Annotated in this window: 11 protein-coding genes and 1 pseudogene; 2 read left to right on the top strand and 10 right to left on the bottom strand. The window is 65.6% G+C overall.

Annotated elements, in window-relative coordinates; all coding sequences use genetic code 11:
- Positions 1-21: 21 nt before the first annotated feature.
- A complete protein-coding gene (chrA, locus tag D3876_RS18055; RefSeq protein ID WP_119764870.1) occupies positions 22-1,329 on the bottom strand; it encodes a chromate efflux transporter in 1,308 nt (435 codons plus the stop codon).
- Positions 1,330-1,633: 304 nt separating this feature from the next.
- Here chrA and D3876_RS18050 point away from each other — a divergent pair, with 304 nt between their 5' ends.
- Positions 1,634-2,317, top strand: a complete 684-nt coding sequence (locus tag D3876_RS18050; RefSeq protein ID WP_119764868.1) for an RBBP9/YdeN family alpha/beta hydrolase — start codon at positions 1,634-1,636, stop codon at positions 2,315-2,317.
- Between the two features lie 229 nt (positions 2,318-2,546).
- Entirely contained in the window at positions 2,547-3,677 is a 1,131-nt protein-coding gene (locus D3876_RS18045) for a helix-turn-helix transcriptional regulator (protein ID WP_182912064.1), read from the top strand.
- Here D3876_RS18045 and D3876_RS18040 read toward each other — a convergent pair.
- From D3876_RS18040 to D3876_RS18005, 9 genes and pseudogenes are all read right to left on the bottom strand, one after another.
- Positions 3,674-5,146 carry an efflux transporter outer membrane subunit gene (locus D3876_RS18040; protein WP_238475437.1) on the bottom strand — a complete coding sequence of 491 codons (1,473 nt, stop codon included), beginning with the start codon at positions 5,144-5,146 and terminating at the stop codon, positions 3,674-3,676. The two genes, D3876_RS18045 and D3876_RS18040, sit on opposite strands and share 4 nt — an antisense overlap.
- Positions 5,147-5,151: 5 nt before the next feature.
- The gene (locus tag D3876_RS18035; protein WP_119764864.1) at positions 5,152-6,261 is read right to left on the bottom strand and encodes an ABC transporter permease; all 1,110 of its coding nucleotides are present in this window, start codon (positions 6,259-6,261) and stop codon (positions 5,152-5,154) included.
- Positions 6,258-7,391 (bottom strand): ABC transporter permease, encoded by a 1,134-nt coding sequence (locus D3876_RS18030; protein ID WP_119764862.1) that lies wholly within the window; start codon positions 7,389-7,391, stop codon positions 6,258-6,260. The genes D3876_RS18035 and D3876_RS18030 overlap by 4 nt, the downstream gene beginning before the upstream one ends.
- Before the next feature lie 60 nt (positions 7,392-7,451).
- The gene (locus tag D3876_RS18025) at positions 7,452-8,024 is read right to left on the bottom strand and encodes an IS5 family transposase (RefSeq protein WP_238475177.1); all 573 of its coding nucleotides are present in this window, start codon (positions 8,022-8,024) and stop codon (positions 7,452-7,454) included.
- Positions 8,025-8,053: 29 nt separating this feature from the next.
- A pseudogene (locus tag D3876_RS20955) lies at positions 8,054-8,233 on the bottom strand (transposase); the annotation flags it as partial.
- 209 nt (positions 8,234-8,442) lie between these two features.
- Positions 8,443-10,170 (bottom strand): ATP-binding cassette domain-containing protein, encoded by a 1,728-nt coding sequence (locus D3876_RS18020; protein WP_119764860.1) that lies wholly within the window; start codon positions 10,168-10,170, stop codon positions 8,443-8,445.
- Positions 10,171-10,173: 3 nt separating this feature from the next.
- Positions 10,174-11,175, bottom strand: coding sequence for a secretion protein HlyD (gene hlyD, locus D3876_RS18015; RefSeq protein WP_119764858.1), 1,002 nt, complete (start codon positions 11,173-11,175; stop codon positions 10,174-10,176).
- Positions 11,172-11,834 (bottom strand): CerR family C-terminal domain-containing protein, encoded by a 663-nt coding sequence (locus D3876_RS18010; RefSeq protein ID WP_119764856.1) that lies wholly within the window; start codon positions 11,832-11,834, stop codon positions 11,172-11,174. The genes hlyD and D3876_RS18010 overlap by 4 nt, the downstream gene beginning before the upstream one ends.
- 233 nt (positions 11,835-12,067) lie before the next feature.
- Positions 12,068-12,556: a MarR family winged helix-turn-helix transcriptional regulator gene (locus tag D3876_RS18005; protein WP_182912063.1), complete on the bottom strand. Its 489-nt coding sequence runs from the start codon at positions 12,554-12,556 to the stop codon at positions 12,068-12,070.
- Positions 12,557-12,632 lie beyond the last annotated feature (76 nt).

Raw genomic sequence — 12,632 nt, 5'->3', positions numbered from 1 at the left:
GAACGGAACCCCGGGAAAACACTATCCAGCGAGCGAAAGCGCGAGCCCCGCGAGCGCCGAAATCCCGAGCACACGCAACACGCCAAGCTTCTGGCGGAAAAGCAGCAGCGCGGCGAGTATCGCGAGGAGCGCAGCCTTCCAGTCGAGCGTGCTCCAATCGGGCGCATAGAGCCGCGCGGCGCCCGCACGCACCTCATCGACGCGCGCGAACAGCACATGAAGCGCGAACCAGGCGGTGAGATTGGCGATGACGCCGACGACGGCGGCGGTGAGCGCGGCCAGCCCGCCCTGCAACTTGCGCGCATGTTCGAGCCGCTCGATCCAGGGCGCGAAGGCGAAGATCCAGAGGAAGCAGGGCGCGAAGGTCACCCAGGTCGTCAGCCCCGCCCCGATCAGCCCTGCGACGAGCGGCGTGAAGGGTTCTGGCGAACGGAAGGCGCCGAGGAACCCGACGAACTGGGTGACAAGGATCAGCGGACCGGGCGTGGTCTCCGCAAGTCCAAGCCCGTCGGCCATCTCGCCCGCCGAGAGCCAGTGATAGGATTGAACCGCTTCCTGCGCCATATAGGCGAGCACCGCATAAGCGCCGCCAAAGGTGACGACGGCGAGCTGCGAGAAAAAGGCGCCGATCCTGAAAAGCGTGTGATCGGCCCCGAGGACCGCCCAGATCAGCGCCATCGGAGCAGCCCAGACGACCCCCCAGCCGAGGACGGCGCGCAGCGATGCGACGAGCATGGCCCCGCGTCGCGCAGGGGGCGGCGCGGCATTGGCTGGCTTCAGGCGAAGCCATTCGGGGCGTGTGGCCGCGGCGATCATGCCGACCGCTCCCGCGCCCAGCACCACGAGCGGGAAGGGTAGATCGAAGAAGAACAGCGCGACGAAAGACAGTGCGGCGAGCGCCACCTTGAAGCGCGCGTAGAGTGCGCGGCTTCCGATCCGGATCAACGCCTGCACCACGATCGCCAGCACCGCGGCCTTGATGCCGAGGAACAGCGCGTCAAACCAGTCCAGCCCGGCAGCATAGGCATAGAGCAGCGAGAGCCCGAGCATGACCGCTGCGCCCGGAAGCACGAACAGCAGCCCGGCGGCGAGCCCGCCCTTCAGTCCGTGCAGCCGCCAGCCGATATAGGTGGCGAGCTGCTGCGCCTCGGGACCGGGGAGCAAATGGCAGAAATTGAGCGCGCGCAGATACTGGTCTTCGCCGATCCAGTCGCGTTCCTCCACCACCTCGCGGTGCATGAGCGCGATCTGGCCCGCGGGGCCGCCAAAGCTGATCAGGCCGATGCGGCCGAAGACCCGAACAAGGTCCGAAAAATGCGGAGTTGTCACGTACGCGTTCCCCTGTCTCCGGCGAAAACCGGACAATGCCGCAACGCTTGGGCGGGGAACGCCTGACCGGGAGGTTGCCTTGCCCCGGTACCTTCAACCTATGCGCAACACCCCGGAAAGACAAGTCTTTCCTATGGTTGCAGCGGCGGCAGGACGCGATTTTCAATGGGTCTTCATCCCGCCGCATTTTCATAACAAGCGGACGCGCACCACATTGTCAATCAAAATGATTGAATATAGGTAGTGCTGAGGCGGCCGCGATAGTCACGCGTCGTGGCTGCCACCCCATCAGACGGAGGCGAACATGTCGGAGACCGATTTCGCAGGCCGGGGAACGACCCCGCTGGTGCTCACCGTTCCAGGACTGGGCGGATCTGGCGCGGCACATTGGCAAACGATCTGGGAGGAAACGCGCGGAGATTGCGAGCGCGTCGATCTGGGCATGTGGACCGCCCCGAGGCGTAATGTCTGGGTGACCAAGCTCGACCACGCGATCAAGACCGCGCCGGCGCCCGTGATATTGTGCGCGCACAGCCTGGGCTGCCTTGCCGTCGCGTGGTGGGCGGCGCTCGAGGGACAACCTTATGGCTGGCCCGTGGCGGGCGCATTGCTGGTGGCGCCGCCCGATTGCGATCGGGGCGATGTCGCGCGTCCGCTCGGCGGCTTCGGTCCGGCCCCAAAGGTCAGCCTTCCTTTTCCATCCATAGTCGTCGCGAGCCGCAACGACGACTATGCCTCGATCGATCGCGCGCACAGCATGGCGAAATTCTGGGGCAGTCACTTCGTCGATGTCGGCGAACTGGGCCATCTCAACGCCGAGTCCGGCATCGGGCACTGGCTTTTCGGGCAGCGGCTGCTCGATCGCCTTATCGCTGCCGCGAATATTCGCGCACGCCTGTTGCCCGAGGATCGGTCAGTGGCGGGACCTTGGTCGCTATACCCGCCCGCTGCCGGCCCCGGCGCCGAAATGGGCGATCCACATCACTGAAATGGGTGATCCCCACTGCTAACAAAAAATGGGCTCGGAGCCTTTCGGCACCGAGCCCAAATTCAGGCTTTGCGCCCGGCAACAGGCCGGTTGCTCCACCTTCGGGTCGCCGTGCACGGATAACTGCGTTGGTGATTCGCGTCTGTAACCCGAACGGGTTAGGATGGCATTTTCTGGTGTCTGGCCGCCAAAAAAGATGGTTAAGCGGCAATGGCTTGAAGCAGGACGCATGGGGGGACGTTCGCCGATCATGTTCGGAAACTATGACGCACCGGCGCTGCGTGCAGCCGCGCTCGAAGCCGCCGTGGATGATGCGCGCTGGACGGGGCTGGTCGAGCCACTGCTTGGCCATTTCGGCGCGGTTGGCGCAGTATTGGGCGTTGTCGATCGACGTTCGGGCGAAATGATCCATGCCGGAATGATCGGCTTCGACGCCGATATTGAAAGCGTCTGGCGCGAATATGTCGACGAAATGGGCGTCGGCGATACGCAAGTGCGCGTAGTGATGACGAGTTCGGGATCGCGCAGCTTCGCCGATGGCGATCATGTCGACATGGATAATCCGGGCGACGCCGGCTATCTCCGCTGGCAGGAGGCGCGACTGGGCAGCCGCCATCATTTGTCCTTTGCCGAGGATGTTTCCGAGCACATCACGGTCGGCTTGTCGTGGCATCGCGCTCGGTCGACGGGCCATGCAGAGGCGGCTGATCGTGCGCGGATCGCGGCGCTTCAGCAGATACTTGCGCCCGCGCTTCGACTTGGCTTCACGCATGCCGAGGCGCTGACCGATTCCTATTGGGAGGGCGCGCTGTCGCGCAGAGGCGAAAGGGCGGCGATGCTCGACGAGCGCGGTCGCGTGATCCGGCTGACCCCGTCGTTCGAGGACCAGATCCGCAAGGGCGATCCGCTGCTGGTGTCGGGCGGACGAATCCGCGCGGCGGCGCCCGACCGCGATCACATGCTCTGCCAGTTCGTCGCCGAAGCGGTGTCGCAGCGCAGCCGCCAGCCCGGCGCGGTGGCGCTGACATGCACTGACGGCCGGCGCATGGTGCTCAACATCTTTCCGCTCTCGTTCGAGCAGCGCTTCCTGGCGGGCTATCACGCCGCGGCGCTGGTGTTCCTGGTCGATGCCGATCACAAACCGGCGGATGGTGCATTGCTTCAGCGCACCTTTGGCCTCACCGGCCGCGAAGCGCTGATCTCCACGCGCCTGGCGAGCGGACACGATCTCGCCGAGATCGCGGCGGAGCTCGCGATTAGCCGCGAAACCGCGCGCGTTCACCTGCGCAACATCTTCGCCAAGACGCGCACCAACCGGCAATCGGCCCTGGTGCGGCTGATATCGCTGGTGGGGGGCTAGCCACCCGACTCCCAGCCGCCGCCCAGCGCCTTGTATAGCGCGACCAGCGCCTGCAACTCCGCGATGCGCGCGTCGATGCTCTGACGTTCGGCGGCGCTATAGGCCGATTGCGCGTCGAGCAGCACGATCAGGTCGTCCTCTCCCGCGCGGAAGCGCTGGCGGGCGAGCGCGAGCGCCTCTGCGGTTTGGGTACGGGCGGTTTCGCGATCGGCGCGCGTCACCTGCGCCGCGGCATAGCGGTTGAGCGCGGTCTCGCTGTCCGAAAGCGCGGTCAGCACCGCGCTTTCATAGCGCGCGCCCGCGGCATCGGCGCGCGCATCGGCGGCACGGATATTCGCGCGGATGGTGCCGCCCGCGAAGATCGGCCAGTGCAGGCTCGGTCCGATCGAAAAGCGGGTGCTGCCACCCGAGAAGAAATCGCCGCCGCTCTGCGCCTGCTGTCCGATCGAGCCAAGCAGCGAAAGGCGCGGGAAGAGTTCAGCGCTCGCGACGCCGATATCAGCGGTCGCGGCGGCAAGCTCGCGCTCCGCCTGGACGATGTCGGGGCGTCGGCGGAGCAGATCTGAACGCAAGCCCGCAGCCACCGTGGCCGGGCTGTGCGGCAGCGGCGCCGGGGCGAGCAGCTTTTCGGCCACCGCCTCGGGCGGCTGCCCCGTCAGCAACGCAAGGCGCCAGGCGGCCGCCTTCGCATCGGCGTCGATCCCGGCGATCGCGGCGCGCGTCGACTTGGCCTGTGCGTCGGCACGAAGCCAGTCGAAGCGCGCGGATTCCCCGGCGCGGTAGCGTTCGTTTACCAGTCGGGCGATTCCTTCCTGCGCCTCTGCGTCGCCAGCGGCGCTGGCGTACCGCGCCTGCGCGCCGCGCAGATCGGCATAGCTGCGCACGACCTCGGCAATGATGCGCATCAGCGTTTCATGGCGCGCGGCCTCGGCGGCTTCGGTGCGCGCGCCGGCGGCCTCGACCGTCCGGGCGTTTCGGCCCCAGAGGTCGATCTCCCATGCGGCGTCGAAGCCCGCATCGAAGAGCGGGAAGCTTCGGTCGAAGCCGGGGATGTTGCCGACGGGGATCTGGCCATTCTCGCTGAGCTGGTTCTGCGTCGCCGAGCCGGTGGCGTTGAGTTGGGGCAGGCGTCGACCGGCGGCGGCGTCGCGATTGGCGCGTGCCTCGCGCAGCCGCGCCTCGGCTTCCTTGAGGTCGAGATTGCGTGCGACAGCCTGATCGACGAGTTCGGTGAGCACGGGATCGTTCAGGGCGTGCCACCAGCTCGTGTCGACCGGCGTGCTTTCGGTTGGCGCGAGCCATTGGCCGGCAGTGGTGTCTGCGGGACGCGCATAGTCCGGCCCGACGGTGCAGGCTGAGAGGGCAAGGAGTACCCCGGCGAAGGCCGGGGTCCAGCCGTTGTGTGGACGACTCTGGACCCCGGCCTTCGCCGGGGTACTCGGTGCAGAGATGGCAGGGACAGGCAGCACTGGGGTCACTCCATGCGCGAACGGAAAAGGATGGATGAGGCGGTGAGCGTCACCGCGGCGATCAGCATCAGCGGCCAGATGTTGTTGAGCACATCGGCCGCGGGCATCGCCTTCAGGAACACGCCTTCGGTGACGACGAGGAAGTGGCGCGGCGGATTGGCGAGCGAGATCGTCTGGAGCCATCCGGGCATGTTGTCGACGGGGCTGGCATAACCGGAAAGCAGGATCGCGGGGACGCTCACGAGGAACATGCCGAGAAAGGCCTGTTGCTGCGTTTGAGACATTGACGAGATCAGCATGCCGAGCCCGATCAGTGCGAGCAGGTAGAAGATCAGCGCGAGGTAGAAAAGCAGGATCGATCCGGTGAGCGGCACGCCGAAGATCGTGGGAATGACCGCCATATAGACGGTGCCGTTGAACAGCCCGACGAGCAGCGGCGCGACCATCTTGCCGATCAGGATCTCGTGGACGCGCAAGGGCGAGACCATGAGCTGGTCGAACGTCCCGAGCTCGCGTTCGCGCGCGACCGACTGTGCGGTCACCGCAAGCGCCGAGACCGCGCCGATGATCACGATCAGCGCGGGCATGGTAAACCAGAGATAGTCGAGATTGGGGTTGAACCAGTGGGTGACGACCGATTGGCCCACCGTAGTGGCGGCGGGGCGGACGCTGGCGCCGGTATCGGCGGCGATGCGGTCGAGATAGCCCGAGACGATCTGTGCGGCGTTGGAGCGCCTCCCGTCGAACACCGCCTGTATGGTTGCGGGGCGGCCGGCGGTGACGTCGCGGCTGAAATTTTCGTCGAAGGCGATCGCGGCTATAACCTTGCGCGTGTCGATCGCGCGAGCGAACTCCTGCGGCGAACGCACGGCCACGATGCGGCGGACATTGGGGCTGCCGGCAAGCCGCTGGGTGAACTCCTGGCTCCAGACCCCGCTGTCGCGATCATAGATGGCGATGTCGATATTCTTGACCTCGAGCGTCGTCGCGAAGCTGAACAGGATGAGCTGGAGCAGCGGCGGCACGACGAGCACGATGCGCGCGTGCGGATCGCGCAGCACCGCGAGCAGCTCCTTGATGATGATCGCGCGGATGCGGGCGAATTTGGGGCTCATGCGATCCTCCGGCGCGTGGCGCGCACCGCGAGCGTGAAGAACAGGAGGCCGAAGCCCAGCATCGCCGCGATATTGGGAAGGAAGAGGCTCCAGATATCGCCCGCGACGAACACCGTCTGGAGCGGCGGGATCAGGTAGCGCGCGGGCACCGCATAGGTCAGATACTGGATCCATGTGGGCATCGAGGAAATCTCGAACAGGAAGCCCGAGAGCAGCATCGAGGGCAGGAAGCCCGTGATGAGCGCGACTTGGCTTGCCACGAACTGGTTTTTGGTGGCGGCCGAGATGAGCAACCCCTGACCCAATGCGGGCACCAGAAAGGCCGATGCGATGACCAGCAGCGCGAGCGGCGAGCCGCGAAAGGGCACGCCGAAGACGAAGATCGCGAGCAGCGTGCACAGCGTCATCGAGCCGAGACCGAGCAGGAAATAGGGGATGACCTTGGTCGCCAGGAACTCGCCCATGCCGATGGGCGTCGCCATGATCGCCTCCATCGTGCCGCGTTCCCATTCGCGCGCGACAACGAGCGCGGTGAGCAGCGTGCCGATCATCGTCATCACGATCGCGATCGCTCCGGGGACGAGAAAATAGCGGCTGGCGAGTTCGGGATTGAACCAGAAGCGCCCCTCGATGCGGATCGGCTGCACTGGTGGGCGCGTGCCGCGCTCGGCCGCCTGTGCGATCGCCCAGTTGGCGCGCACGCCCTCGGCATAGGCGGCGACGAAACCCGCGGTGTTGGGCAGCGCGCCGTCGGTGACGACCTGGATCGCGGCATTGCCGCGGGTGCGCGCGACCTTTTCGCCGAAATCGGGCGGGATAACGATGATGCCGCGCACACGACCGGCGACGAGATCGTCCTTCAGCGTGTGGACGTCGCGCGCCTCCTTCACCTCGAACCAGCGCGAGTTGCGATAGGCGGCGGCGAGGCTGAGTGCGGGGGCGCTCGAATCCTGGAGCGCGAGGCCGACGCGCGTCCGTGTCGTGTCGAGCGAAACGCCGTAGCCGAAGAGGAAGAGCAGCAGCAGCGGCAGCACGAAGGCGATGAGAAAGGTCGAAGGATCGCGCAGGATCTGGAGCGATTCCTTGACGAGCATCGCGCGGAAGCGGCGGGGGTTGAAGGCAGTGCTCATGCTGCTTTCCTCCTTCCCCCTTGATGGGGGAAGGATGTGGAGACTTGGCGGCTTTGCCGCCTAGGCGGCGTGGACGAATTTGATCCAAAGCCGGATGGCAGCGAGATGGACCATGCCGAGGAAACTTGAGGGCGTTTGATCGTAGCGGGTGGCGACGGCACGATTGATTTTCAGCTTGCCGAACATTCGCTCAATGCCGTTTCGCTGCCTGTAGAGCTGCCGATCGTGCTCGATCCTTTCTCGGCGATTGGAGCGCGCCGGGATGACAGCCTGTATGCTGCGGCTCGCGAGATCGGCGCGAATGGCGTTGGTGTCGTAGCCTTTGTCGGCCAGCAGAGCCGCCGGAGCGCGGTCCGGCAGGCGGATCAGCGTGTCATAGGCCGTGCAGTCGGCGGCTTCACCACCAGTCAGGTGGAAGGCGACGGGGCGTCCTCGGGCATCAGCCAGACAGTGAAGCTTACTGGTGAACCCGCCCCGCGAGCGGCCAAGAGCGCGTCGACAAGTCCCCCTTTTCCGCCCGCTGCCGAGACATGGGCGCGAAGGGTGGTGCTGTCGATGCTGTAGTGTCCGGTGTCGGCCATGATCTCGGCAAGCGTCACCGACACGGCCTCCCAGACCCCGGCCTCGCTCCAACGACGGAACCGCCGGTAGATCGTGTTCCAATTGCCGTATTTTGGCGGGACATCGCGCCAAGCAGTCCCACAGCGCAGCCGCCAGAGTATGCCGTTGACTATCGAGAGATTCTGCTCAGGCCTGCGGCCGCGCCCTCGGTTCTCTGGCTCGATCGGCAGCAGACCCTTCAGAACGCGCCATTCTGCTTCGCTCAGATCGCCCCGGCTCAAACCTGCCTCCAAAAGGCAGCCTTGAATCAACCCACACCGTCCACGTCAACCAATTCGTCCACGCCGCCTAGTCGAAGCGGGATGAGGGTGATGTTTGGCATTGAATGCCATGTCGGGCATCACCCTCATCCAACTCCGCCTAACTCGCTCCGCTCGTAAGGCTGCGTATCCTTCTCCCATCAAGGGAGAAGGGAGGTGGAGCGTCAGCATCACGCCGCCTCCTCGCGCAAGCGGTCCGACTGCTCGATCAGCGCGATGAAGGCGTCCTCCATCGTCGGGTCCTCAAGACCCGCCTCGGTGGCGACGCGCGCCTTGAGCTCATCGGGGGTGCCGATCGCGATCTCCTCGGCGCGGTAGATAAGCGCAATGCGGTCGCAATATTCGGCTTCGTCCATGAAGTGCGTGGTGACGAGCACGGTGACGCCGCGTTCGACGAGGCCGTTGATGTGCGTCCAGAATTCGCGGCGGACGATCGGGTCGACGCCAGAGGTGGGTTCGTCGAGGAAGAGCACCGGGGGCTCGTGCATCACCGCGCAGGCAAGCGCGAGGCGCTGCTTGAAACCCAGCGGCATCGCGCCGCTGTTGGTGCCAAGATAGTCGCGCAGGTGAAAGATTTCGGTGACGCGCTCGATCGCCTCGGCCTGCTCCGTGCCCGTCAGGCCATAGACGCCCGAGAAAAAATCGAGATTCTGGCGGACACTGAGATCGCCATAGAGCGAGAATTTCTGCGCCATACAGCCAAGCTGCTGACGCGCATCGGCGCGCGCGGTTCTGAGATCATAGCCCGCTACGTGTCCGTTACCCGAACTGGGGGTGAGCAACCCGCAGAGCATCTTGAAGGTGGTCGACTTGCCCGCGCCATTGGGGCCCAACAGTCCAAATATCTGGCCGCGCGGGATCGTGAAGGTGATGTCGTGCGCGGCGGTGAAGTCGCCGAAGCGCCTGGTAAGCCCCTCGGCGACGATCGCGGGCTCGTCAGTTTCGGGAATGGTGCGGTAATGCGCGGCGAGTGCGCTCGTGCCCGGCGGGCCGCCGCCAAGAATGTCGACAAAACTGTCCTCGAAGCGCGGCGGCGCGCGGTCGACATGCGAGCCCGCGGGCGCGCCGAGCGCGGTAGGCGAGGGCGGCTTTGCGCCGGGCTTCATGACGAGGCGGAGCGAGGCGCCCTGGATCGTCCCGTCGGTGACGTCGTCGCGATCGAGCGCGCGTTCGAGCAGTTCGCGGCGCCCCTCGGCGCCCGTGAACATGCGGAAGGTACGACCTTCGACCTTGCCCGTGAGATCGTCGGGCGGGCCCTGATAGAGCAGCTTGCCTTCATTGAGCAGGAAGACGGTGTCGCATTTCTCGGCTTCGTCGAGATAGGCGGTCGACCAGAGCACGCCCATGCCCTCTCCGGTCAGTTCCTTGACCATCGCCCAGAGCTCGCGGCGGGAGACGGGGTCGACGCCGACGCCGGGCTCGTCGAGCAATAGCAGCCGCGGCGCGCGGATCAGCGCACAGGCAAGGCCGAGCTTCTGCTTCATCCCGCCCGAGAGTTTGCCCGCAAGCCGGGAGCGGAAGCGCTCGAGATCGGTGAAATCGAGCAGCCGGCGGAAATTCTCGTCGCGCTCGTCGGCGGGCAGGCCGCGCAGATCGGCGTAGAGCGTCAGGTTCTCGATGACGCTGAGGTCTTCGTAGAGGCCAAAGCGCTGGGGCATATAGCCGATCATCGAACGGTCGGTGGCCGTCGCGGGGTGATCGAGCGCGGTCACTTCGCCCGCGTCGGGATCAAGCAGGCCGCAGAGCAGGCGGATAAGCGTGGTCTTGCCCGCGCCATCGGGGCCGACCAGCCCCGTCATCTTCCCCGCGACGATGTCGATGTCGACATCATCGAGCGCCGGCGGCGCTTCGGGGGCGAAGCGCTTGACGACGCCGCGCGCGCTGGCGACCGTCTCCATGGTTCAGCTCTTTGCTGGCCGGGCGTCGGGGATCTTGACCGTCACGGGCTGCCCCTGACGGAGCGCATCGTCGGGATTGGTGACGATGATGCGCAACCGGTAGACGAGATCGGTGCGCAGATCCTCGGTCTGAACCGATTTGGGCGTGAATTCAGCGGTGGGGGAGATATAGCCGATCGTGCCCTGATAGGTCCTGGGGTTGCCGTCGCTGGTGACAAGCACCTTCATGCCCGGCGAGATGCGGCCGAGATCGGGCTCTGGAACATAGGCGCGGACGCGCATCGGGCGGTCGATCGTGAGCGTGAACACAGCCTCGCCCGGCTGGACGATGGCGCCGGGTTCGCGTGCGCGGGTCAGGATCGTGCCCGTCGAGGGCGCGGTGATCGTGGCGTCGGCAAGGTCGGTCTTCGCCTTGTCGCGCTGCGCTACCGCTGAGGCGCGCTGTGCGCGTGCGGCGTCGATATCCTCGCGGCGCGCGCCCGCGCGCTGGAGCGAGAGCGCCTGTTCGGCAGCGCGGAGCTGCGCCTGCGCCGAGAGATATTCGGCGCGGCTGGCGTCATGGAGCGCCTGGCTGACCGCGCCCGTCTTCACGAGGTCGGAGCGCCGCTGATAGTCCTCGCTGGCTTTGGCAAGCGCGGCCTTTGCCGCCGCGACCTGCGCGGCTGCCTGCGCAATGTCCTGCGGGCGGTTGCCCGTGACGCGCTTGTCGAGTTCGGCGCTGGCGACGCCGATCTGCGCCTCGGCGGCATTGAGTGCGTCGGTCAGCGGGCGGGCGTCGAGGCGGGCGAGGACCGTGCCTGCCGCGACCTTGCTGCCCTCTTCGACGGGCATCTCCGCAATGCGTCCGGGAACGCGGAAGGCGAGATCGACCGACCGGATGTCAACATTGCCACCCAGCGTCAGTTCACCGCTGTCCCGGTCGAACAGGCCGAAGCCCTTTGTCAAAATCGCCACAATTATGAGCGCCGCAACGATGACGATCGGGATCAGACGACGGCGGTTCATGCTCGGTCTCCGCGGATATTTTCGAGAATGGCGATGGTGTGCGCGCGCACGGTGTGGCGAATCTCGGCGGCTTCGACGGACGTAACGTCGGTCCAGCCCGTCACGCGCAGCACCGTGGCGCGCGCGACGCGAAAGACGAGAACCTGGCCAAACAGCGCAAGCGCCTTCACGCGCGCCTCCGCTTCATCGAAGCGGCCACCCCCAATGCGTTGGAGGAGACTGGTGACAAGATCTGCGCGCTGCTTCATCAACTCCGAATAGAGGATGTCGAAGGCGGGGCCGGGGTTCATCTGCTCTCGTACGATGAAGCGCGCCCAGGGGGTGCTGCGGTCGCTGGTCATCAGTTCCGCGAAACCGTCCAGGATGCGCGCAATCGCCTCGACCGCACCGTCAATGCCGGGGTTGGCGTGGAGAAACGCTTCGGCTGCGGCGCGTGATGCCTCGGTCCCTTCGCTGACCTGTCGTGCAATATGGTGCGCGGCCGCGAGATAAAGCCCTTCCTTGCCGCCATAGTGATAGGTGATCGACGACATCGCAGTCTCTGCCGCAGCGGCGATCGCCCGCGTGCTGGCGGCTTCGAAACCATAGCGTCCGAACTGGTCGATCGCGGTGTCGAGCAGCCGATCGTCGATCGGCGGTTTTTCGAGTCGCTTGCGCATGATGTGATATTAGTTCGTTCGAACGAACAAATCAACGACGATGGCAGTTCAGAGGTTTCTTCAGTGCATCGCGCGCAAAATCGGGTGCCCGGAGTACCCCGGCGAAGGCCGGGGTCAAGGAGTTCCAAACGCCGAGCGCTGCCGTGACTGGACCCCGGCCTTCGCCGGGGTACTCGGTGGACGGATTTAGGGCGAAGTGCTCGAGGCGCTTGCGAAACCGGATGCGTCTTCCATCAGGATGCTGTTGGAAGCTTCTCTGCAATCTGTTCGAGCAGATGGATGAGCAGTGGCTTGTTGAATTCGCCCACCACTTCGTCAAGCCAGCGGCCGTGCTGATGCGCGTGGACGGTAAGCTGCGCCAGATAGTCTTCGCCCGCGGGAGTCAGCTTGAGAAGAAAGGCACGCCGATCGATCTCTGAACGGGTGCGCGTGATCGCTCCTTGCTGCTCCAGTGTCTTGAGCGCGGGCGTAAGCGTGGATTTGTCGCGGCCGGTTGCCTGGCTGAGCGCGGTCTGATTCAGTCCGGGATTTTCACCGATGATCGTCAGAATCGTGAAATGGCCGGGGCTGAGATCGGCGCGATCGACGAGGCTCGCAAATGCCTGGAATGACGCGTCCTGCGCGCGGCGCAGATGATAGGCCAGATGATCCGCGAGCAGCCCCAACCTTACATCGCCCGACCTTGCCGCGGGCGCGGTCTTCCCTTGTGTCGAAAAAGTCACCCTGTCTGTTCCCCCAACAGATTGCGGTCGCCCACCGGTCGCCGCGCTTGTGCGCGACCCCCTTTCCCGGCTGGCG

Source organism: Sphingomonas cavernae, from assembly GCF_003590775.1.
GTDB lineage: Bacteria > Pseudomonadota > Alphaproteobacteria > Sphingomonadales > Sphingomonadaceae > Sphingobium_A > Sphingobium_A cavernae.
This window is presented reverse-complemented; position numbering and strand designations above follow the sequence as displayed.